Genomic DNA, 23,136 nt, shown 5'->3' with positions numbered 1-23,136 from the left:
CATGAATTTTCGTATTTGGAGTTGTTTATGAGCCTTCAATATCAATGTCCTACCTGTAGTTTGCCACTGATGCAACATCAGGCGTCCCAAGGTTTTTATTGTGCGAATAAGCACCATTTTGATAAGAATGAAGCTGGATATTGGGTGTTCACTAAGCCTGCTCGTCAAAAGCCGACGGGGGATAGTCGTCAACAGGTCAGAGCTAAACGGTTCTTACTCGAGTCAGGGATTTTTACGCCTTTAATCGACAAAATGGGTGAGATGATTGCTGCGCATTTACAGGCTGATGATTGTTTGTTGGACTACGAGTGTGCTGAGGGCTTTTATTTACGTGCGTTATCTTCGTTGCTGTCAAGGCTGACAAATGGGATGAACGTCCACTACAGTGGCGTTTCGGATGCAGAAAATACTATTTTTGCTGCAGCTAAAGCGCAAACGCCAGCATCGCTCTATCTCAGTACATCCAAAGCGTTACCCTTTGCAGATAATTGCTTCGATTTTATTACTGTTGTCGATAAGCCGTTGAAGGGAAAAGAATGCGTCCGCGTGCTTAAAGAGCAAGGGCTTATGTTGCAGGTGATCCCAGGTGCTCGGCATTTATGGCAACTCAAGACGCTCATTTATCCAGAACTCATTGAAAAATCAGTCCAAATAAATTTACCTACTGGGTTAATCGTAAAAGAGCAGCAGCGAGTGCAATTTAGTTTATCGATAACAGGTGAACAAGTTTTGGTATTGCTTGATATGACACCTTATGCGTGGCGTGCATCGGATAAAGTCAAACACCTTATTCGGACTCAAGTATTCAATAATCTAGAAATTGACTTTATTTTAGTCTTAGCGCAAAAGTCTTTAATCAGAGCTTAACTCGCTAAAATAAATAATCCTATTGGATGTTTTTTAACCTATTCATAAGCTTAGGTATTCTATTTCTTGATGCTTCTGTAGAGTGAATAATGCAAGTGCATGATAATAATCGAGCTTTTATGTTGCTTTTATGTTAATCCAAGACTGCATGCCTTGGAGTTTGTATTTATTCAGCCGTCGTTCATTACAGATATAACCTCTTAACTGCTTTTGTCTCGCAAATTGCTTGAGTTTGCGCTGTTGTACTTTCATTAAAATACCCGTTAAGAGATTTAATAAAAATAACGTTTTTAGTGAGAACAGGGGAGAGGATTATGAAAAGTGAAAAATCGATTTTACGATGGATATACCAGTTTAAGAATGATTAATACTGGAAAGTCGTTTTCTTTCGATAAGAGTTTATCTTGATGTCAAGCTGAGAGTTTGGTTTGTGAAGCTAATAAGCATTAGCTAAATTTCAGTTATTCAACACAGCTTGGCTTATTACGGAATTAGCTTGTGAAAGCTGACAATCAACCATAAAAAAAGGCTTGGATCGATGTGCTATTCGCTTTCATCTCTCTCAAGCCTTTGATCTTAACCTGATGAATTACAGGTTAATTACCTATCATTACTTCTTGTAACGAGAAGCAACGTTGTCTAGACGGTCGTTAGCGCGTTTAGCTTCTGCTTGTGCGTCCATAGCTGCTGCTTTAGCATCTTTAACGTCTGCAGACAGTTTGCTTTGCTCTGATTTCAGAGAGCCAACATCAGCTGACAATTGATCAACTTTGTTGCCCAGAGTTGCAACGCTTTCTTCCAGAGCAGTAGTGTTTGCACAACCACCTAGTAGGGCAGTCATTGCTAAACCAGCAATCATCAGTACTTTTTTGTTCATTGTAAAAAATCCCTTAAAATAGGTTGGATTTGAATGTTTCGTCACTTGGTAATCGAAACTGCCTAATTATGACATAGCTATTTTAATTTGCTACGAATATTAATGCGTTTAACCACTATAGACATATAAATTTTTTTTTAAAAGCGTTTTTTCCCGGTTATATCGTCATTTCTCATCGAAAAATGGTGTCCCATTTACTAGAAAGTGTTTATGTGTTTACAAAAAAATTACAATTTTATGGCGTCAGTTTGGCTTGTTGGTGTGGCCAGTTGAGTTTCACTTGCTCGACGTTATCAATCCGCCTCAAATTGAGCGCTTGTTTTATCTGTCCTCCCTGAAATCCTGCTGCGATGATGGCTTTTATATCCACATTATTAGCGGCTAAAAAACACGCATTAAGGTAGTCACTTTGCGGGTAGGCTTGATGCTCGAAGCCTGTGCGCCCTCGCATATCGGCGATACAAGCCAATAGGAGTTGATTTAGTCGGTCTGGTTTACGCCAAAAATTGGCTTTATCGAAGACTTTAACAATTGTCTCGGCTCTTAATTCAAATGCTTGGTGTACGTTTTGGTGCAGATCACTAACCAATAGAGCGAGGTCGCGATACTCGTTAGGGACTCGTAACCGTTCACACAGTTTTTTAATGACGGGTAATCCTTTTTGTCCATGGCCATGGTGTTTAGGCCAGTGTTCTTTGGGGCTTAATGCCTTACCCAGATCGTGCACTAAAGCTGCAAAGCGTACCGCTTTGTCTTGAGTCAGTAATGTTGCCTGTGTTAACACCATCAGAGTATGCAGACCTGTATCTATCTCAGGGTGCCACTTTTCCGGTTGTGGGATACCAAAAAGTGCATCAATTTCGGGGAATAGGATTTTCAATGCACCGCATTGCCGCAGCACTTGGAAAAAAATCTCTGGATTGGGGCCGCCGAGACTTTTATCGACTTCTTGCCAAACGCGCTCAGGCGTAAGCGCCGTTAATTCCTCGGTTTGGCTCATATGCTGCATCAAGGACATGGTTTCTGTAGCAATCTTGAAACCTAAACTATGAAAACGTGCGGCAAAGCGTGCCACTCGTAACACCCTTAAAGGATCTTCTGCAAAGGCTGTTGACACATGCCGCAGTTGCCGTGCCTGTATGTCCGCGACACCATTATAGGGATCATACAAATTGCCTTCTTCATCTTGGGCAATCGCGTTAATAGTGAGATCGCGTCTTAGCAAATCTTGCTCTAGGGTAACATCGGGACTGGCATAACAGCTAAAACCACCATAACCCAAACCCACTTTACGCTCCGTACGCGCTAACGCATATTCTTGCTGGGTTTTAGGGTGTAAAAAGACCGGGAAGTCTTTACCTACTTGGCGATAGCCCAATTGCTGCATTTGCTCAGGAGTGGCGCCGACAACCATATAATCTTTATCTTTTATTGGAAGGTTTAGCAGGCTGTCTCGTACAGCGCCGCCAACTAAGTAAATTTTCACAGGATTATTCTAGCGAGTGTGCCATAGGCATAGCTTATCATGATGATGCCATTGCAAGGCGAACTAGAGTGTAGATATTTATTAGAATGTCACATCCATATTGCTGATGCTTTGACAATATCCTTTGGACGTTTTAACGTGGGGCGTTATTTTTAGCTTAGGATGATTGGTGGTATGTACAAGGCCTTTTATGGACTCAGTGATAACCCTTTTTCGATTGCACCCAATCCACATTATTTATTCTTGAGTGACAGACACAGAGAAGCCTTAGCCCATTTAACCTACGGGTTGGGTGAGACGGGTGGCTTTGTGTTACTAACGGGAGAGGTCGGCACAGGGAAGACAACAGTATCTCGTTGTTTGCTTGGGCAATTACCCGATCATACCGATACGGCGTTTATCTTAAATCCTTCGCTGACGGAGTTGGAATTACTCGCTACACTCTGTGATGAATTGAAGATTAGCTATGGTGAAAACCCAACCCTTAAACAGCTCACTGACCATCTGAGTCGTTTCTTACTGGCCAATCATGAGAAAGGCCGCAATACCGTTCTCATCATCGATGAGGCGCAGCATCTGCGTGCCGAAGTATTAGAGCAATTAAGGTTGCTCACCAATCTCGAGACCGATACGAAAAAACTGCTGCAAGTCATTTTGATTGGCCAACCTGAACTGCAGCTGCTACTCAAACGACAAGAACTGCGGCAATTAGCCCAGCGGATCACTGCTCGTTATCATTTATTGCCGCTAAATGAAGATGAAATTGCCCTTTACGTTTTGCACCGTTTACAGGTGGCGGGTCGTTTTGAACCGCTATTTACCCGTAAAGCCATTAAAGTGCTGCACAAATACAGTGGCGGCATTCCGCGATTAATTAACTTGCTGTGTGAACGTGCTTTGATGGCGGGTTACGCACAATCTAAGGTGCCCATTGATCACCATATGGTGAGACAAGCTGCGGCTGAAGTATTAGGCGAAGAAGAACCACAGCAGCATAAGTATCTGTGGCCAAGTGCTATCGCCGCCGCATTGGTATTAGCTTTTGGAGTATCCTATTGGTTGTTTACGGATAAACTTGCTGTTGCCAATGTGACGACCGAGCCTGTGACCCACGACAAACAAACAGTTGTAGCTGACAATTCTGTTCAGCAAAGCCAAACGCCAGTAAATAATACTGTACCAGCACTCACTCAAGTGCAAAATACTGTTGTGGCGGCTGACCCCAGTCTGCGGGTATTACAGGAGGCTATCAAACAAAGTCGAAGTATTGATACCGCCTTTGCAGGTCTTTTTAATGTGTGGGGCAAAGTCCCATTTAAAGGCCTCACAGCCTGTCAGTCTGCACGGGAGCAGGGGCTGTCATGTTATCAACAGCAGGGAAATTGGATGTCGATTACGCGGCTAAATTATCCTGCCGTTGTATATTTAGTTGATGATAATCAACAAGATTTTTATGGTGCTGTCATTGCAGTTGATGGTGATCAGCTATTGATGCAATTGGGCGAGCAGCAGCTTTGGGTTGATAGAGCTTGGTTCAATCAACACTTTAGCGGCACCTTTGAAATTCTCTGGCAGGCCCCCAATTTACCTATGCTGGAAATTAGCCAAAAATCGAGCCCTGGGCAATTACAGTGGCTGGAGAATGCGCTTGCCCATGTGGCTAAACGACCTTCACGCCGAGTCAGCCAATTTGATCTTAAGTTGGAGAATGATCTTAAAGCCTTTCAAAGCCAACATGGGTTGAAGGCTGACGGTATTGCAGGCAATCAAACGTTAGTGAGACTGAATTTGTATTTAAGTGATCAAGGGCCGCGCCTAACCGATAATGGAGCCCAGAGTTAATGTCTATCTTACTCGACGCGGTAACCCGTAATAAACAACAGCAAGCTTCACCTTTACCCGATGCGGTATTAACGCCGAGGGCAAGTTATCCTGCGCCACGCAAGGCTTCTTTCCCTGCTGCAAAATTGTCGCTGCTTGCCGTTGCGATTACTCTTGGTATCGGTGTGGCATGGGGCGTTGCGCATTGGCAACAGGTCAATTCAATGATGCCCTTGAAGGCTAATGATGATAATAGAAGTGATCTTCAAACGGGCACAGTGATAACTCAGCATGCTTCAAATACAGGTTCTGATAGCTCTGTCTCAACGAGTCAGGCTAACCGGAACGCATCCTTAAATGACCCAGTAAGTGCAGCCACTACGGTTGCCACGCAGGAAGATACTGTTATTCAGGGGAACGCCGCAGGATTTCGATTAGCTGGGAAAGTCGCTTTGCCCAGGGAGCAGGTATTAAATGATGTGCCTTTAAGCGCACAAGCTTATCCGAACGTAGATTCGTCTCAGGTTGTCGCTACAAATACTTCCTCAAATGCTGATCCTAGTTATGATGACTATCTTGCGACGTCAGCAGCCTTAGATGAAACAACTCGCGCCCAGCCATCACCGGCCGAAAATGGGGAGCTGGCGCAAGAGTTTGCCGATCCTGAACCAATAATGTTGGGCGCGAATGCTAATCGTCAAGGGTTAGCAACACTTGAGGCGCTGCGTCAACAAGTTAATGCTGCGGCGACGGATGTTGGCTTGGATACGGCGCAGAGTCGTCAAGATGATGAATTGGTCGCGACCTTCCAAGATGCACTGAAAGAGGTGGAATATGTCAAAGCGGCTAAAACACCTGTGACTGAGCCTAAGCTTGATCCTATCCCTAAAACGGAAAATGGCGATATTCCTAAATACGGGCAACTGCCTGCGGGATTACAACTACAAGTACCGGAATTTAATATTGTTGCCCATGTTTATTCGACGGATGCGAGTCAGCGTTGGTTAAACGTTGACGGTGCCGAGTTACAGGAAGGCGATATGATTGGTGGTAAGTTAAAGATCATTGCCATTCGTCCGCGGGATGTCGTTTTAGACATTCAAGGAACACAGTTTAGGGTTCCGGCGATGTAAGGCATTCTCTTAAGACAAAAGGCGCCTGTTGGCGCCTTTTGTTTATCGTTTTAAATTAAGCAAAGAAGTTATATGCGAGGAATAAAGTTAAGCCATAGCCAACACAGTAGCATAGGAATAGTGCAGGTACATATTTCAAGTAGCTTACAAAAGTGAGCTCTTTTACTTTGCTCATGGCCACGATACCCGCAGCCGAACCAATCACTAACAATGAACCACCTACGCCCACACTGTAGGTTAAGCCTAACCATTCTGGAGTGTTGAGTACAGGTTCTGCTTTTAATAGGGCAGCAGTGAGTGGCACGTTATCGATAAGAGCTGAACCCATGCCTGTGACAAAGTTTGAGATATTTGGATTAAATAGGGCATAGGCCTCGGTCAGCATATCTAAGGTGCCGATTTCTTTAAGCATGCCAACTAGCAATAAAATCCCTAAGAAGAATAACAAAGTGTCATATTCAACTTGGCGGATATATTCAAGGATCTTGATTTCTTCTTTATCGCTGCGCGTTGTATGACCAATCAGGAACATGATGGACAGACCGGTTAAGAAGGTCAGTACTGGAGGGATGCCAAACAAAATGTTGAGTAACATGGTCATTAAAATCGTGCAGAAGAACACGAGGGCAATCAGTAGATCAACCGTTTGATAACTATGTTTAATTGGGGTTGTTGAGACGATACCTTCAGCTTTTAGCGAAAAGAGCGTTGCCAGTAAAACGACACTCACGGCTGATGGGATGAACAGCATTAACAGTTCGGAGATATGTACGTGACCCGCGAGGAAGATCATCAGCGTGGTGACGTCACCAGTGATCAATGCTACACCACCTGAGTTCACTGCGAAAATAATCAACACCGCCATTCTGCGACGCATCTGTTTATCGAGTTTGAAGGTGGTTAATAAGCCCAAAGAAACCAATGTAGCGGTGACGTTATCACAAAAGGCGGACAGAATTAGCGAGAATAATGCGACTTGTATCATCAATAACCGAACAGAAACCTTTTGTGGAAAGAGCTTCTGCACCATGATTTGAATCATACCTTTGGCGTTAAGATAGGCCACAAAGGTCATTGTCGACATTAAAAATAGCCACAAGGTGGCAATTTCAAGCAAGTTTTCATTGAGTTGATGAGCAACTAACTTCTCATGGCTAGGATCTCCAGCAGCCATGAATAGTGCTACCCATGAAATACAGCCAAAGAATAAGGTGGTTTTTGCTTTATTAAGGTGGGTTACTTCTTCAAAAATAATACTGAGCAATGCAAGCAGTGCCAGTATGATCAGAAAGGTATATAGCATAACTGCAATTCCAACTGCTGTTTTAATGTCGTGGCAGGCCAAAGGCGAGCTATTGAGTGGCATTATCAAGGCTTAATTAAGTTTGCCGTGTTAACGCGTGCGGATCAGAACATAATGGCGCGAATAACGCAACTGTTAGCTGTAACTCAGTTTTGCGTTGCTTTGTGATGTGTATCTCAGTTGTTTTGGTGTGTTTTTAGTTTTAAATACTGTCTTGTGGTTTTTTGTTGGTTTTTTATGTTGTTTATTTTGGGTTGGTTATTGAGTGTAAAGTAAGATCTACGATTAAAGTCTAAGCCGTTATTTTATCGATCCTGCAATTAATTTTTCTTTAGAGAGAAAATTCTGATTGAAAATTCAATGGTTCAAATTAGATGCTGGATTTGAGTTTATTACCGACAATTGTACGGAATGTGCTGAGTGAGTCACAGATATGGCCACGTCGAAATATTGACCGAACAGAAAGTGAGCGGTATCTTGTGCCTCTTTTATCGTTAGGACACTGGATGTTGTATTTTGAGGATGATGCAAAATGAACTTTGTACTCCGGAGTCTCTTACTCTTAGGCTCTTTGGTTTGGCTGATCTACAGTGGTAAACAATTACTTGCTTTGGGTATATTCCACAATCCTAGCTTAGTGATTGATCACATCACGTTAACTCTACAAGCCTTAGTCGCAGCGATTATCTTTAAGTCGGCCTTAGGTTCAAAAAAGTCCGATAGCTATTGATTGGGCTAAGATTTGCACAATATTACTTTCAAAAGCTAAGTAAGAAAAAGGGACGCTAATGCGTCCCTTGATATTTTAAGCGCTCGCTTACATTGCCGCTCTCATGCGAGCTAATACGCGATCAGCCGCTTCAAGCGTGAGGCGCAATTCTTCTTCGCCATGGGCCATCGATAGGAAGCCAGCTTCATAAGCACTCGGTGCTAAGTAAACGCCTTCATCTAACATGCCATGGTAGAAAGTGCGGAAGTGCTCAATATTGCACTTAGTCACTTGGTCGAAGCGAGTGATCTGCTCTTGCTCAGTAAAGAAGAAGCCGAACATGCCGCCAACATAGTTGATCGCCATTGGGATGCCGTGCTTATCCGCCGCCGCTTTAAAGCCTTCGGCGATGCGCTTGGTTTTAGCGCTCAGCGCTTCGTACAGACCTTCTTCACACAGAGCTTCCATTTGTGCTAGACCCGCTGACATCGCAATAGGGTTACCTGAAAGCGTGCCTGCTTGGTATACAGGGCCAGTTGGTGCGATAAACTGCATCACATCTTTACGGCCACCAAATGCACCTACAGGCATACCGCCACCGATGACTTTACCGAGTGTGGTTAAGTCTGGTGTAACGCCATAGTGACCTTGAGCGCCACTTCTTGATACACGGAAACCTGTCATCACTTCGTCGATAATCAGCAGCGCACCAAACTCATCACACAGGCTACGCAGACCTTCGAGGAAGCCTGGGATAGGTGGAATGCAGTTCATGTTGCCAGCAACGGGCTCGATGATGATGCAAGAAATCTCAGTTGGATATTGCTCGAACAGCGAACGAACAGAATCCAGATCGTTATACACAGCAGTTAAGGTGTGCTTTGCGAAATCTTCAGGAATACCAGGAGAGCTGGGTTGGCCTAAGGTTAATGCACCGGAACCTGCTTTCACTAATAGGCAATCGGCGTGGCCGTGGTAACAGCCTTCAAATTTTAAGATCTTGTCACGATTAGTAAAACCGCGCGCTAAGCGAATTGCACTCATGGTCGCTTCAGTACCTGAGCTCACCATACGGACTTGCTCGATAGAAGGTACCATGGCGATCACTTTCTCAGCCATTTGCACTTCAAGCTCAGTTGGCGCGCCAAAAGACAGACCATTATGTACCGCAGCCAATACGGCTTCACGGATCTTCGGATGGTTGTGGCCGAGGATCATCGGGCCCCAAGAGCCTACATAGTCGATATAAGCTTTACCATCGGCATCGTAAATATAAGCGCCATCAGCTTTTTCAATAAACAGGGGTGAGCCACCTACACCGTTAAATGCACGAACCGGAGAGTTAACACCGCCGGGGATGGTTTTTTTAGCCTGTTCAAATAGCGCTTCGGAACGGGTCATGTTAAGTCCTTAAAGTATGTAGCCGATTAGCGATCGGCTTTACGTGAATACCAATTAACGGGACACTCATATTTTTCGAGTTGTGTGTCAACCCCGAGTGTCAATGCAAACAGTGCCATACGAATTAACAGTCCATTGTCCGCCTGTCTGAAGATAGCGAGATTAGGATGGCTGTTTAAATCATTATCTAACTCATTAGCTTGCGCACGCGAATCCCGTGGCAGCGGGTGCATGATCACTGTGTTAGATTTGCAATGTTGGGTGTAAATACTGCGATTCAAACGGAATTTACCGCGGTATTTGTTTGCTTCTTCCTGGGATGGGAAGCGCTCTTCTTGAATGCGGGTCAGATAAAGAATATCTGCTTTATCTAAATGGCCTTCAAGCTGGTCTGTTATTTTGATGCTATGGCCAGCATTTTCAATGTCTGAGATCACATAATCAGGCATAGCTAATTCAGCTGGTGAAATCAGTGTGAAGCTGATGTTCTTATACATGCACAGCAAGCGCGACAATGAATGCACGGTGCGGCCAAACTTTAAATCACCGACCATAGCGATATGCATGCCATCGATACCTCGGCCAGCATGACCTAACTCTTTTTGAATGGTAAACAAATCGAGCAATGCTTGGGTTGGGTGCTCGTTCGAACCATCACCGCCATTGATTACGGGGACGCGGCTACCTTCGGCAAACTCTTTGACAGAGTATGAGTCAGGGTGGCGCATCGCAATCACATCGGAATAGGTTGAGAGTACGCGGGCGGTATCGTACAGGGATTCACCCTTAGATAAGGACGAAGAGGCCATACCAGTGGTTTCACGCACATGGCCGCCGAGTAAGTTAAAGGCACAGCCAAAACTGACGCGGGTACGGGTACTTGGCTCGAAAAACAGGTTACCTAAAATGGCGCCTTCGAGCACTTTTGTGCGCTTCTCACGAAGTGCATAGGGCATCATGCGGTGGGCGACATTAAAAATAGTTTGGATTGAATCAAGATCTAACTGGTTTACGGAGAGGATGTGGGATCCTTCGAACTGGTTCATCAGCCTGTTTTCCAATTGCTAGGGGGCGTTCAAGTGCAGATATTGCGCTCGTAGCCCTAATGTTATGTAGGGTGGCTGAGGCGCGATTGTAACAGATGCACCAAGGCAGCGAAATAGCACCCTTGCCTCTGTAATGTATTTTTACCGTGAAACAACAGGATTTTGTGAATCCAATCCACTCTTGGTTGACTGTTTAGTCTGTGATTTGGCTTAGACTTGGCCTGAGCGAATTTCTTGCTGTAGGTTCGACCAACTAATCACCCCTACCACGTTATCTGGCGTGTCTTGATAGATAAAGACTTCACCGCTGCGCTTGGGTGACAGTATTGAATAGACCTCATCTAAGGTTTTGGTATCACTTAGTCCCTGCATGGGATGACGTGAGAGGGTGATGTTGTCATCAAAGGATTGCATCTCAAGGCTGAGCATTTCTATTAGCCCATCGGCATTACGTACTAACACAGGGCGACCTTCGGCGCGTTTTAACACCTCGAGCAGCAGCTCGTCGTTGTTATTGACGATAACGAAGCGTTTATCCATCAAGGCTCGTACGCCTTTTTTCTGTAGCGCCAGATTCACGGGGGCCACTTTATAGCCTAAGCCCATAATTTCTAACTGTTTGAAGAAGATCGAGTTAGTTTTAAAACCTTGATAGGCAATCAAAAATGCGGGAGCTGTGACAAACATCGCGGGCAGAATAATACTGGCATCGTTGGTCATTTCGAGCAGCGCGACTAATGCAGCGAGCGGCGCACTTAGGCAAACGCCCATCATGGCAGTCATGCCTATCACTGTATAGAGGCCAACGTAAGGCGCAATCGAAGGGAATAACATCGCACTGACTAAGGCTAAGATGGCACCGATTAAGGCGCCGATGCCGTAGAGCGGGCCAATCAATCCGCCCGGGATCCCAAGCCCTATTGCCGCAATGGTGGCGATAATCTTTGCGGCAAGCAGGGCGATTAACAGCAATAAACTGGGATGCTCGCTAATGGCTTCACTGATCGCTAAATCTCCAGTGCCCAGCGCCTGCGGCAAGATTAAGCCAATCAGGGTGGTGATACCTCCCGCCAGCAAGAGCCGATAAATCAGTGGCCAGTTTTGCCCCGTGGCAGTGACTTTAAGGAGCGTGTAATTGAAGAAGGCGGCGGCGCAGCCTAGTGCAATACCGCCAAGGGCTAAAATCGGATAGTGATCCAATGGAATATGGATCACCTGAATACGATCAAACTCGTGCACATTACCAAACACCAGTTGGCTGGAAACCGCGCCGCAAATGGCGGATAGCATAATCGGGAAGAAGTAATGCACTTTGTACTCGCGCACGATCACTTCGAGTACAAAAATCACTGCTGCTAGCGGCGCGTTAAAGGTGGCGGCAATCCCTGCTGCAATGCCGCTGGCGCACATAATTCGCACACTATTGTCGGGAAGATTAAATTTTTCGGCTAGAACACTGGCACTTACGGCGCCAAGGTGAATGGCGGGGCCTTCACGGCCCACCGAAAAATTAGTCCCTAAGGCAAACAAGGCCTGAAAAAATTGCCCTGCGGCAGATTGCAGCGGAATTTTGCCATAGTGCAATTTAACCCTATGTAATACATAGGCAATCCCCATGCGCTTGTAACGTTTGGAGCCGAGTTTGGCGACAATCCAGATCAACAAGGCGCCAAAAAGTGGCAACAATGCTCGCCAGTCGGTGATGTTACCCGTAAAATCCTGCGTCTCGATTTGGGTGTAATGGTTTGCCCACAGGAGCAAGAGTCGAAACAACAGGATCACGCAGGAGGCGAAGATGGCGAATAACAAGGCCAGTAAGCACAGCTGCGCACTGATCTTGGCTTGAGATAAATGATCACGTAGCTCGTTAGTTAAGTACTTTTTAGCTGTGCTGATAGCGTCTTGAATCGCGGCTTTATTTATCGTTAATTGCACTGCATTGGCCTGAGTTGTATTGTATCGAACTCGTTCTTGAGTTGATTGTATTTTATATAAGGGGCTGTTACCTAATGCCAAATTATCATCGTTGGCTAGACCGGCTGCAAGTCATGGATTTAAAGTATCGTCCATCGACCAAGTATTTATTGCTATTAGTTTTTGTAGCATTTTTATTGGGCGCTTGGGTGAGCTTTATTGTATTAAACAGTGATGAAGCTGTCGTGAAGCACATTGGTGGGGGTAAATTACAACGTGTTACCGCTGAACTTGAGTTGCAAACCCAGGAACTCGCTACCCGCAATTTAGAGCTATCTGTCGAACGCGAAGCCAATGCGCAAATGCAAGATATGTTTGCACAGCAGATGAAAAAACAAAAAGAGCTAGAGCACGAATTAGCCTTTTATCGCAGTATTATGTCACCAGATGACAACGCTGAAGGTGTGGCTATCCATGGCCTAGAAATGACGCCTGGGGCCTTGGTTGATGAATATAATTTCAAACTGATTTTGACTCAGCTGCAAAAACGTAAGCAGGCGATTCAAGGCCGCACCGAAATCACGCTTATTGGTGTGCAAGATGGTAAATCTGTTGAGTTAAGTGTGAACAAACTCACGGGTTCTAAGCTTGAATTTGATTTTCGCTATTTTCAGGTCATAGATACCAAAGTTACTGTGCCAGCTGGCTTTAATGTGGTGCAAGTCAAAGTGAAAGTGGTGGTGCCTTCGAGCCGCTGGACTAAAAATTCGCAGACAGAACATGTCTATAGTGTCCCTGAATTATTACAGGGTGAAAAAGAACCGCGGGTAATACTTGAACAAAATAGTCAGGTAACGGATAATTTGCCCCAGAAAACTGATGTAAGAGGTAGTAATGACTGATCAAGCTGACGCAACAATGCCAATTAAATTTACCGATGCGGCAGCCGCTAAGGTAAAAGGCTTGTTGGAAGAAGAGCAAAATCCTGCACTTAAGCTACGCGTGTATGTTACTGGCGGTGGTTGTTCTGGATTTCAGTACGGCTTTACCTTTGATGAAAAGGTCAATGAAGGCGACTTCACTGTTGAGAAACAAGGCGTCCAATTGGTCGTCGATCCCATGAGCTTACAATACCTCGTTGGCGGTGAAGTGGATTACACTTCAGGTCTCGAAGGTTCGCGTTTCTTTGTGAAGAACCCTAATGCCACAACCACCTGTGGCTGTGGTGCAAGTTTCTCTGTATAAGCTTGTGTTACAAATGTAGTTAGCTGATATAGAAAATAAAAAAGCCGTCGACAAGACGGCTTTTTTATTGGTAATGATCTACTGAGCTGCGTTGGTATAGGCCGTTAGTTCATAATATTGAGGTTTAACTTGGGCTTAAACCAAGCTTTAACGTCCTTATCGAATGCGATCCAAACCTGCAATAAAGATAAGACAATCAACACAGTAAAAATCACATAGTCAGGTAGTTTCCCCTGCCACTGGCCAAGGTGCACTGTGGTTGGTCCTGCGACGAGGTTGTCAGGATCGTATAACAGTACTGGCAGCATACTTACTAATGCTAACTGCACTAAGGTATAACCTCTTAGCATAATTAGCCCAGCCTTTTGGCGACCTATAATCCCAAGCACCATCAATAGGGTTAACAGGCAGAAAAGTACCCCTTGTTTGGCGATTAAACCGCTTACCGATGCTGCGACATAAAGTAGCAGCAAAGCAATTAAGCGTTTAGGTAAACGGGCTTTTGCCAAGGGTGGCGTAGCCTGCGTTGCCAAAGAGGATTCTTGCTCGCTCAGCGACATTGTGGTTTGCCCTTGTGGATTAGTGGCTTTGTTTAGTGACTAAACGTTGATCTAATTCATAGGGTGGGATCACCACACCTAAGTCGTCCTGTACAGGGAATACGGCAACGAACAGATCGTCATCTTCCATGCCTGGTACCCATCGTTCATGCCATTCATCATAGGGAATCGCTAAGGTTTGGCAGTCGCTCCAATCATCGACTGCCCAAGATTCAGCCGCTTCTTCGGTTGGCCACATTGGGATACAGTCTTCATCTTCAGTGGTTAGCATTACGCAACCATCTTGATCTTGAAGCGTCCATAACACTTTATGTTGCTTGATTTGTTCAACAAGGTAGTCGTAACGCGCTTCTGGAGTCATGCCAGCGGCTTCTGCAAAGGTTTTAACAGTCTTGCTCATGAAAATATCTCTTATGCGTGAATAGGGCGAAGCCTGTCGTGCCACAAAAGTAAAAACGTGGGCACAGCAAAACTCACCAGTTGCCAAGATGGTAACATTAGAGCGGGGTTTGAAAAAGCACAACAGCGCAGCCAAAGCGCTGTTGGCATAGAGGGATTACTTGGCAGCGTTGAAATAACGGTAGATAACGCCCGCTAAAATGGCACCAATGATCGGAGCTGCCCAAAATAGCCATAATTGTGATGCGGCCCAATCACCAACAAATAGCGCTGGGCCAGTGCTGCGGGCAGGGTTTACTGAGGTGTTAGATACAGGAATACTGATGAGGTGGATTAGGGTTAAGCATAAACCAATAGCGATCGGGGCAAAGCCTTTAGGCGCTCGTTCATCGGTTGAGCCTAAAATGACGAGTAGAAAAAATAAGGTCATTACAATTTCGCAGATCATTACCGATATCATGCTATAGCCGCCTGGAGAATGTTCACCAAAGCCATTAGAAGCAAAACCTGCCGCGAGACTAAAACCTTCTTGCCCAGAGGCGATTGCGTACAACACGCCAGCACCGACAATACCGCCCGCAACTTGGGCAATGATATAAGGCAACAGTTCTGATGCAGGAAAACGTCCGCCAGCCCAGAGTCCAAATGATACCGCCGGGTTGAGGTGGCAACCTGAGATATGACCAATCGCGAAGGCCATAGTGAGAACGGTTAAGCCAAAGGCGAGTGACACTCCGAGTAAGCCTATCCCCACCTCAGGAAAAGCTGCGGCCAGTACTGCGCTGCCACAGCCGCCGAGCACCAGCCACAAAGTGCCCAAAAATTCTGCCGCCATTTTTTGTGACATATTCATTGATTGATTTCCTATTCAGTCGATTTATGTCGGTATGGCTTTTTGACGCCATTGCATAAACCATTGTTTATCTTGCTGGTTAAGTGTAGCTAGATAAATAACCATTCCCTTAATTGAAGTGTTATGTCTGCAGATTGTTCGGATCTCTATAGACCATCACAACCTGAGCTTTGCGTATTTACGGCTTAGTTAACAACCACTTTAGCAAGTTTGTATGACACAACTGTGATCAAGCATAGATGGGTTTTAAGTATTTAGATTAATATCAAAGACAAAGATAACTTTAATGTGAGGGGATATTGGTTGTTGGCAGTGTTTTTGAATTGGCTTTATTAAAAGTGATTTAGTCGATAGAAGAAGAGAATCATCAGGACACAAATACTCGAGAGCATTTGTGTCCATTAATGTTACTTAGCGCTAAAACGTCCACCCAAAACGGCTTCGCGGGAGGCGCCAGTGACGGCGGGCAGGTTGGCGGGCAAACCTAAATGGTGACGCATAGCAAGCCACGCAAAGGCGATGCCTTCGGCCCATTTAGGATCGACTCCGAGTGCTGAGGTGGTATCGATATGATAATTCGGCAGTAACTCTGCTAAACGCTGCATTAGCTCGCCATTGAAAGCGCCACCACCACAGACAAATAATTCCCCTGTTTGGGCGAGTTTAAGGATGTCGCGGGCAATACTGTGACAGGTTAAATCGAGCAGTGTCGATTGAATATCTTCTTCATCTAATTGATTAAACGCCGATAATTGCTGCTCTAACCAGGCCTGATTAAATAGTTCTCGCCCAGTACTCTTTGGATAAGCAAGGGAGAAATAAGGGTGCGACAACAATTGCGCGAGTAGCTGTTGATCGGTTTTACCCGATGCTGCCCAAGTACCATTTTTGTCATAGGGTTCATTCTTTACTTGCTGAATCCAGGCATCAATTAAGGTGTTGCCCGGCCCAGTATCAAAGCCTAAGACTTCATCGCTATTACCCGGCAGATAGGTGATATTGGCAATACCACCAATATTGAGGATGATGCGTTTTTTTCCGACTTGGGCAAAGGTTTGCTGGTGAAATGCGGGCACTAATGGCGCGCCTTGGCCGCCTAAGGCGATGTCTTTGCGGCGAAAATCGGCAATCACATCTATGCCCGTTTCGGTTGCTATGGTGTTGGGATCGCCAATCTGCAGGGTAAAGCCTACCTCAAGGTTTGGCATATGGCGCACAGTTTGGCCATGGCTACCAATGGCTATGATGTCTTCTTTTGCTATCAGGGCTTTGGCGAGCAAGTTATTGACTGCAAGAGCAAATAATTTGCCAACACTGCGGTCTAGGCGGCCAAGGCGGTTAATTTCATCATTGCCTGGCAGACACAGGCGTTGTAATCCTTTGAGCAAATGGCTCGGGATCGCCTCGGTATGCGTTGCAATCAGCTGCGGCTGTTCGCCCGCAAAGTCGACTAGCACAGCATCGACACCATCCATACTGGTGCCTGACATCAGTCCAATATAATAAGCCTTGTTCATTTGATGGAATCCATCCGTCGTTATTGCATCGCCAATTGGGTTTGCTTGTTCTGTGAAATGCTTGCCATCAACTGTTTGCTGATAGTATCGAATTGAGATTTTTCTTTACGGGCGATTGATTCGGCTTTGGGCAAATCCACTGTTCTTGGATTGCGGTGCACCCCATTGACGATAAATTCATAGTGTAGGTGAGCACCCGTGACGCGTCCTGTTTTGCCTAATGTGCCAATAATTTGCCCCTGCTTAACGCTAGCCCCTTTGCTGACATTACGCTTGGTCAAATGTAAATACTTGGTCGTGTAGGTATCGTTGTGCTTAATGAACACATAGTTACCATTAAATTGATTGTAGCCGGATTCGATAACTCGTCCATTGCCTGCCGCTTTAATGGGGGTGCCAATTGCGGCAACATAGTCAACACCACGATGAGCTTTAACTTGTCCTGTCACTGGATGCAGGCGTTTAGGATTAAAGTTTGAACTGACATATTTAAAGTCAACCGGTGAGCGTAAGAATGCCTTACGCATACTTGTGCCATTTTCGGAATAGTAGTTACCGTCGGTGTAGCGCACTGCAGTGTAGCGCTCATCTTGGTTAATAAACTCCGCAGCTAAGATATTGCCATTACGTAAAAACTCGCCTTCGGCATACTCTTGCTCATAGATAATGGCGAAGCTATCGCCCTCGCGTAAATCTAAGGCAAAGTCGATATCCCAACCAAATACGGTTGAGAGTTGCATAATTTGGTTAGCATTTAAGCCCGCATCTACGGCAGCGTTCCAGAAGTTACTCTTAATTTTCGCGCTGGTGAATTGAGTGCGAATTTCAATGTCTTTTTCGGTGATTTTTTCAAAATACCTGTCGTGATCTTTAGTGATCACTAAGGTTGATATCGCATCAACACGGTAGCGCACTTCGGTTAAATCACCATTGACGTCCTTAGAGATCACAATTTCTTCGCCGGGAATGATTTTTAATAGATTCTGCTTGGCGAGCGGTAACTGAGTGATTTCATATACATCTTTGCTGGTGAGTCCTGCTCGCTCAAAAACGGCGGCTAAAGTATCGCCATTCTTAACATTAAAATGCTCAACATCCCTATGGTGGGCGCTCTCTAGGGTTTCGGGGGCTGAATGATTACCCGCAGCTAACGCGTCTACTGAAGACAAGGCTGTGGCTTGATTTGCCTCATCCTGTGTTTGTCCTTCAATGCCTTCTGGACGCTCTGGTGAGCGAAAGGCTAAGGGCACATCGTAACGGGTGTTGACTTGATGATCTGCAATACCTTGAGTTTGTCTTGAAGCTTGGGCTTCTTCAGATGGAAAGAGCAAGGTTATCATTGTGATAACAGAAAGAATGCTGAGGAGAATTTGATGCTTTTTAGGCAACAATTTAAATAACGTTATAACCTTTCCCATTGACGCCGATACCGATAACCTAAGGCTTGAATAATCCCGTTAGTGTACACACTTTCAATTGTGGTGGCTAACAAGTAACATAAGTCTCCTCATTTTATGACTATGGCCTTAGGAGTCCCCGCCGAGATGGCTGATTTAGACCAAGTATTAGCAGAAATTAGACGTGGTACCGACGAGATCCTACTCGAATCGGATCTGCTGGAAAAACTCAAAGAAGGACGTCCACTTCGTATCAAGTTAGGCGCAGATCCTACCGCACCGGACATCCATCTTGGACACACAGTAATTTTAAATAAGTTAAGATTATTCCAAGAGTTAGGTCATGAGGTCATTTTCTTAATTGGTGACTTTACCGGTATGGTGGGTGATCCAAGTGGTAAAAACAGCACTCGTCCACCACTGACTCGTGAGCAAGTGTTAGCCAATGCCGAGACCTATAAAGAGCAGGTCTATAAAATCCTTGATCCTGCAAAAACGCGTATCGAGTTCAACTCGAGCTGGTTAGAGCCATTAGGCGCGGCTGGGATGATCCGTTTAGCCTCGCAGCAAACCGTTGCTCGTATGATGGAACGTGACGACTTTAAGAAGCGCTATGCTTCGGGTCAGTCGATCGCTATCCACGAATTTATGTACCCACTTTTACAGGGTTATGACTCAGTGGCCCTGAAGGCCGACGTTGAATTAGGCGGAACCGACCAAAAGTTCAACCTGTTGATGGGCCGTGAGTTACAAAAAGCCGAAGGCCAAAAACCACAAGCCGTGATCATGATGCCACTGCTCGAAGGTTTAGACGGCGTGAAGAAAATGTCTAAATCGGCGCACAACTACATTGGTGTGAGTGAGCCCGCCAATGAAATGTTTGGCAAGATCATGTCGATTTCTGACGAATTAATGTGGCGTTACTTTGAGCTGCTGTCATTCCGTCCTTTGGCCGAGATTGAACAGTTCAAACAAGATATCGCCAACGGTGCTAACCCGCGTGATACCAAGATTGCGCTCGCGAAGGAAATTATCGCGCGCTTCCACGACCAAGCGGCGGCGGAGAGTGCCCATCAAGCCTTTATCGACCGTTTCCAAAAGGGCGCTATCCCAGATGATATCCCTGAGGTTGAATTAGCGGCGGGTGAAGGCTTAGCGATTGCTAACTTACTTAAAGATGCCGACTTAGTGGGGTCGACTTCCGATGCGATGCGTATGATCAAGCAAGGCGCGGTGAAGATGGACGGTGAGAAGGTTGACGATAGCCGTATGACCTTAAGCGCTGGCACGGTTGCCGTATTCCAAGTCGGTAAGCGTAAGTTTGCTAAAGTGACTTTGGTTTAACCAATCTGAGTTTAGCTTGAATCGAATATCACGACTCGAGTACAGTGAATAAGTGCTTATTACGGTTAATAAGTACTTACCAAGTAAGAAGAAAGAGCGCCTAACTAAGGGCGCTCTTTTTATATCTGCATTTTATCTGGTGCTGGCTACATGTGAGATGCAGGCTTAAGGTGCCGTACTGGCCTCATGTTCACCAATATTACATCTGTCGGTGCCAAAATGCTGGCCATCACGACACTTCCAAGCTAGTTGAGCTGAATCGACCTGCCAGCGTTGGGCATCTTTTTTGAGTGATAAAATCAACAGCATTTGTGGATGTTGTTTAGATATTTCACTCACTTGATAGGTCAATATTCCATACTTTGTCGGCTGGGTCCGAACTAGGGTGAACTTTTGCCCCGCGTATTGGTTACTTATGGTTTTGGGATCTTCACTCCAAGCTTGATGTTGTGCTTGGGCAACACGCAGTTGTTGATTGAAATGGCTTACAGGTTGCACCGCATAGGAAACAATAATCGGCTGCTGCGCTTGTGCGTTGGGCACGAGTATCAAAGCATTTAGGGCGAGCAGGGCAATCAGTCCAAAAAACTTCATACAAACCTCATTGAAACTAAACGAACGAATTAGGCATTCAGCGCCATGGTTCGGTCGCATGACTCATTGTAGATTTCGACTCATTTTTAGGGCTCAAGTTTCAATCAAAGCGAAATTTTGTGATTATTGCATCGCTAATTGGTCTGACATGGTCTGATAGTCAATCAGATCCACATGCTCTGCGACTCTATGGTTGCGCATATCAAGTTTAAGGCTAGTCACGCCAGGGATAGCGACATCAATGATTTTGCCGGGCTTACCAAATTGCTCCCCTGGCCCCTTAAAGTGATAGTTACCAATCATCACCACTAATGAGCCCGCGTTATACATATGCTCGATATTAAAATCATATTCGAGCACTCCCTCATGGGCGCGCTCGAAAAAGTCGATAATAAAACGACCACCCGTGTATTTACGATTGGCAGTTTTATCGAAGAAAATACTATCGCGGTTATAGAATTTGCCGAGTGTTTTATAGTCGTGTTCAGTGAGCGCGTTCATATATTTGATGGCTAACTGTTGTTCCGCAGGCATTTCCCCTGAGTTTGCATGTACAGACACAGGAAACAGCGCCGGAATAAACATAAGGCAGACTAAAAGACACAATATTCGCAAACTATTCCCTCTTGGTTTTGAGATCAAAGGCGGGTAACGACAAATGCCATTTGATGGCGCATAGGCGGATCATTAATGCACTGGTCATGGCTAAAAACAGTGCCGTTTTTTCGCCCATACCCAAGGCTAAGCTTACGGTATAACCAATACCGCCGATAATAGAGGCCGTGGCATAGATTTCTGTGCGCAATACCATAGGGATTTGTCGGCACAGTAAGTCTCGAATAATGCCTCCTCCTACGCCCGTGATCAAGCCCATCACGACGGCAATCATGCCACTTAGCCCCATATTGAGGGCTTTTTCTGCACCAATCACAGTGAACAGGGCTAAACCTAAGGCATCAGCTACGGGGAGCGTATACTCCGGCATCTTGCGTGGTCGGCGTACTAACAGCAAACAAGCTAGGACAGTGGCGAGTATGACTATGATGTAGTTCGGGTCGCGGATCCAAAACACGGGTGTGGCGCCAATCAGCGCATCACGGATACTGCCACCACCTACAGCTGTGACCGATGCGAGCACTATCACCCCAAAGGGGTCCATGCGATGACGTCCTGCTGCTAAGGCGCCGGAAAGGGCAAATACTGCTGTGCCACATAAATCGAAGAAGTAAATCCAATGGTTCATTTACTCATCTCTTTGATATGGATATTCAGCGCATCCACAGAAATACGAATTTCAATGACAGATAAAATCAGTGAATAAAGTAGGAGTAACAAGCTGGCACCAAAGATGATGGAGCCAGTCTTGTTAAAACCGATATAAATAAAAATCATACAGAGCACACACAGGGCAAAACTCGATACACCAGCTTCCTGCATGCGGCGAATAATCCTGATCCGCTGACTTAAGTTTTTAATCTGATCCTGATGCACGGGTTTGTCGCCGTTACTTAACTGACGGATCAATGCTGCCAGTGCAAAGAATCGGTTGGTATAAGCAAGTAATAGCAAAGAAATTGCCGGAAATAACAACGCAGGAGTTGTTAATGAGACATGCATGTTTTCGAACAAGATAGTCAGCCTTTAACCTAATGTTAAGATGAGAGGCATCATATCACAGGGTTTGTAGCCAGCGTAAACCCGCCCAAAGGAAGGGAAGAAGCGTGATAAAACTAAACCAAATTGCGCAGGCGCGTGAGGTGAGTTTTACTGCGGGGGTAATACTCTCATGGTGCGGCTGTGGGCCATAGACTATCTTTGCTACATCAATGCGTTGCCCCGAAAACTTCTGCGGTCCGCCTAATTCAATCCGTAAAATATTCGCCACTAAGGACACACTCATCACATAACCCCGTAGGGCGGGATGATTTTTAGAGGTGCGAAACAGCAATGCCAAGGCTTTAGGGCCACCCTGAATCGCAATAGACAGGCTCCATAACCAAGCGGGTATTGCCAGTAGTACCGTTGAGATAATATTCACAGTACTGCAAAAATGCTGATATTTAGGTTGTATAGGTGGCCAGCTGAGCTCGAGTTGTTTAATCATTCTGACCGCCAGCACCATAGGCGCACCCGCGATCGCAAAGAAGAAGATAGTCGAAGCCGTACCGTAAATTGGCGCTGTAGCCAATTTTTCAATCGTCGCTTTGGTTAAGCCCACTTCCGATAGGTTATCCGTATCACGGACAACCCACGGCTGTAATAGCTTTTTTGCGCTGGCATTATCCTCGCGGTTTAATGCTTTAGCGATTTCGTCGGCCACTTGGCTAAAGCCCGCATCACTCAAACACAGATACAGCACTAAAAACTCAAAAAACCATGGGAAGGCTGCGAGCTCGAGCAAAAAAGTAATAATCGCCCAGAAGGGGAATACCAGTAACAACATGGCTAAAAAGCCAGCGGTTGCCTGTTGGCTGGGCGCGCGCCCGGGGCGATTGACTTTGGCTGCGAGTTGTTTGGCTAAGTGACTAAACCAAATCAGTGGCTGCATTTCTCTGGGTAATGGCGCTAAACGCGCCAGTAATAAAGCTAAGAAAAGTACCAAGAAGCATTCAAACAAAGCGCCATCAATTTCGACAAGTTGTTGATAAAAAGAGCTTTTCATCAGGTACT

Annotated in this window: 23 protein-coding genes; 7 read left to right on the top strand and 16 right to left on the bottom strand. The window is 45.5% G+C overall.

Translation table 11 applies throughout. The annotated features are described in order from the left end of the window. The first annotated feature begins 27 nt into the window (after window positions 1-27). Window positions 28-867, top strand: a complete 840-nt coding sequence (locus tag AEA42_RS01085; protein WP_037427620.1) for a putative RNA methyltransferase — start codon at window positions 28-30, stop codon at window positions 865-867. Between the two features lie 610 nt (window positions 868-1,477). Here AEA42_RS01085 and AEA42_RS01080 read toward each other — a convergent pair. After that, entirely contained in the window at window positions 1,478-1,744 is a 267-nt protein-coding gene (locus tag AEA42_RS01080; protein ID WP_007650000.1) for an Lpp/OprI family alanine-zipper lipoprotein, read from the bottom strand. 235 nt (window positions 1,745-1,979) lie between these two features. Beyond that, a complete protein-coding gene (locus AEA42_RS01075) occupies window positions 1,980-3,230 on the bottom strand; it encodes a multifunctional CCA addition/repair protein (protein ID WP_037427618.1) in 1,251 nt (416 codons plus the stop codon). A gap of 174 nt (window positions 3,231-3,404) precedes the next feature. Between AEA42_RS01075 and AEA42_RS01070 the strand changes: the two genes are divergently transcribed. Both AEA42_RS01070 and AEA42_RS01065 read left to right on the top strand, forming a co-directional pair. Beyond that, window positions 3,405-5,072, top strand: a complete 1,668-nt coding sequence (locus tag AEA42_RS01070; RefSeq protein ID WP_037427616.1) for an AAA family ATPase — start codon at window positions 3,405-3,407, stop codon at window positions 5,070-5,072. Next, window positions 5,072-6,184, top strand: coding sequence for a general secretion pathway protein GspB (locus AEA42_RS01065; protein WP_037427614.1), 1,113 nt, complete (start codon window positions 5,072-5,074; stop codon window positions 6,182-6,184). The genes AEA42_RS01070 and AEA42_RS01065 overlap by 1 nt, the downstream gene beginning before the upstream one ends. A gap of 55 nt (window positions 6,185-6,239) precedes the next feature. Here the strand turns inward: AEA42_RS01065 and nhaD are convergent, their stop codons facing one another. Then, a complete protein-coding gene (nhaD, locus tag AEA42_RS01060) occupies window positions 6,240-7,487 on the bottom strand; it encodes a sodium:proton antiporter NhaD (RefSeq protein ID WP_037427613.1) in 1,248 nt (415 codons plus the stop codon). Window positions 7,488-8,019: 532 nt separating this feature from the next. Between nhaD and AEA42_RS01055 the strand changes: the two genes are divergently transcribed. After that, entirely contained in the window at window positions 8,020-8,217 is a 198-nt protein-coding gene (locus tag AEA42_RS01055; RefSeq protein WP_037415478.1) for a hypothetical protein, read from the top strand. Window positions 8,218-8,304: 87 nt separating this feature from the next. On the opposite strand, the gene hemL is transcribed toward AEA42_RS01055, so the two are convergent. The 3 genes from hemL to AEA42_RS01040 form a co-directional block, all read right to left on the bottom strand. Next, complete coding sequence (gene hemL / locus AEA42_RS01050) at window positions 8,305-9,597, bottom strand: glutamate-1-semialdehyde 2,1-aminomutase (RefSeq protein ID WP_055646711.1); 1,293 nt, start codon at window positions 9,595-9,597, stop codon at window positions 8,305-8,307. Window positions 9,598-9,623: 26 nt separating this feature from the next. Continuing rightward, window positions 9,624-10,643 carry an aspartate carbamoyltransferase gene (locus AEA42_RS01045; protein ID WP_037415482.1) on the bottom strand — a complete coding sequence of 340 codons (1,020 nt, stop codon included), beginning with the start codon at window positions 10,641-10,643 and terminating at the stop codon, window positions 9,624-9,626. A 210-nt stretch (window positions 10,644-10,853) separates the two neighbouring features. Then, window positions 10,854-12,578, bottom strand: coding sequence for a chloride channel protein (locus AEA42_RS01040; protein WP_055646726.1), 1,725 nt, complete (start codon window positions 12,576-12,578; stop codon window positions 10,854-10,856). Window positions 12,579-12,652: 74 nt separating this feature from the next. Between AEA42_RS01040 and AEA42_RS01035 the strand changes: the two genes are divergently transcribed. Both AEA42_RS01035 and erpA read left to right on the top strand, forming a co-directional pair. Further along, window positions 12,653-13,459, top strand: a complete 807-nt coding sequence (locus AEA42_RS01035; protein ID WP_047537771.1) for a DUF6776 family protein — start codon at window positions 12,653-12,655, stop codon at window positions 13,457-13,459. Continuing rightward, entirely contained in the window at window positions 13,452-13,802 is a 351-nt protein-coding gene (erpA, locus tag AEA42_RS01030; protein ID WP_011071517.1) for an iron-sulfur cluster insertion protein ErpA, read from the top strand. Before AEA42_RS01035 ends, erpA begins: the two co-directional genes overlap by 8 nt. Window positions 13,803-13,906: 104 nt before the next feature. Here the strand turns inward: erpA and AEA42_RS01025 are convergent, their stop codons facing one another. From AEA42_RS01025 to AEA42_RS01005, 5 genes are all read right to left on the bottom strand, one after another. Next, the gene (locus AEA42_RS01025) at window positions 13,907-14,362 is read right to left on the bottom strand and encodes a hypothetical protein (protein ID WP_037415501.1); all 456 of its coding nucleotides are present in this window, start codon (window positions 14,360-14,362) and stop codon (window positions 13,907-13,909) included. Window positions 14,363-14,381: 19 nt separating this feature from the next. Then, window positions 14,382-14,762, bottom strand: a complete 381-nt coding sequence (locus tag AEA42_RS01020; protein ID WP_037415505.1) for a DUF2750 domain-containing protein — start codon at window positions 14,760-14,762, stop codon at window positions 14,382-14,384. Between the two features lie 156 nt (window positions 14,763-14,918). After that, the gene (aqpZ, locus tag AEA42_RS01015) at window positions 14,919-15,614 is read right to left on the bottom strand and encodes an aquaporin Z (RefSeq protein WP_055646710.1); all 696 of its coding nucleotides are present in this window, start codon (window positions 15,612-15,614) and stop codon (window positions 14,919-14,921) included. A gap of 407 nt (window positions 15,615-16,021) precedes the next feature. After that, window positions 16,022-17,131: an anhydro-N-acetylmuramic acid kinase gene (locus tag AEA42_RS01010; RefSeq protein WP_055646709.1), complete on the bottom strand. Its 1,110-nt coding sequence runs from the start codon at window positions 17,129-17,131 to the stop codon at window positions 16,022-16,024. 20 nt (window positions 17,132-17,151) lie between these two features. Next, window positions 17,152-18,549 (bottom strand): peptidoglycan DD-metalloendopeptidase family protein, encoded by a 1,398-nt coding sequence (locus AEA42_RS01005; protein ID WP_055646708.1) that lies wholly within the window; start codon window positions 18,547-18,549, stop codon window positions 17,152-17,154. Window positions 18,550-18,675: 126 nt separating this feature from the next. On the opposite strand from AEA42_RS01005, the gene tyrS reads away from it, so the two are divergent. Next, window positions 18,676-19,872: a tyrosine--tRNA ligase gene (gene tyrS, locus AEA42_RS01000; RefSeq protein ID WP_011626902.1), complete on the top strand. Its 1,197-nt coding sequence runs from the start codon at window positions 18,676-18,678 to the stop codon at window positions 19,870-19,872. A 165-nt stretch (window positions 19,873-20,037) separates the two neighbouring features. On the opposite strand, the gene AEA42_RS00995 is transcribed toward tyrS, so the two are convergent. From AEA42_RS00995 to AEA42_RS00975, 5 genes are all read right to left on the bottom strand, one after another. Beyond that, entirely contained in the window at window positions 20,038-20,466 is a 429-nt protein-coding gene (locus AEA42_RS00995) for a hypothetical protein (protein ID WP_037427601.1), read from the bottom strand. 123 nt (window positions 20,467-20,589) lie between these two features. Then, on the bottom strand, window positions 20,590-21,081 hold the full coding sequence (locus AEA42_RS00990; protein ID WP_037415527.1) for a nuclear transport factor 2 family protein: 492 nt from the start codon (window positions 21,079-21,081) through the stop codon (window positions 20,590-20,592). Window position 21,082: 1 nt separating this feature from the next. Continuing rightward, a complete protein-coding gene (locus AEA42_RS00985; RefSeq protein ID WP_037427599.1) occupies window positions 21,083-21,709 on the bottom strand; it encodes a trimeric intracellular cation channel family protein in 627 nt (208 codons plus the stop codon). Beyond that, complete coding sequence (locus tag AEA42_RS00980) at window positions 21,706-22,083, bottom strand: DUF2721 domain-containing protein (RefSeq protein ID WP_037415657.1); 378 nt, start codon at window positions 22,081-22,083, stop codon at window positions 21,706-21,708. Before AEA42_RS00980 ends, AEA42_RS00985 begins: the two co-directional genes overlap by 4 nt. A gap of 55 nt (window positions 22,084-22,138) precedes the next feature. Next, complete coding sequence (locus tag AEA42_RS00975) at window positions 22,139-23,128, bottom strand: cobalamin biosynthesis protein (protein ID WP_055646707.1); 990 nt, start codon at window positions 23,126-23,128, stop codon at window positions 22,139-22,141. Window positions 23,129-23,136 lie beyond the last annotated feature (8 nt).

This window comes from Shewanella sp. Sh95, from assembly GCF_001308045.1.
In the GTDB taxonomy this organism is placed as follows: Bacteria; Pseudomonadota; Gammaproteobacteria; order Enterobacterales; family Shewanellaceae; genus Shewanella; species Shewanella xiamenensis.
Note: the sequence above shows the minus strand (reverse complement) of the source record. Positions and strands in the feature narration are given on the sequence as shown.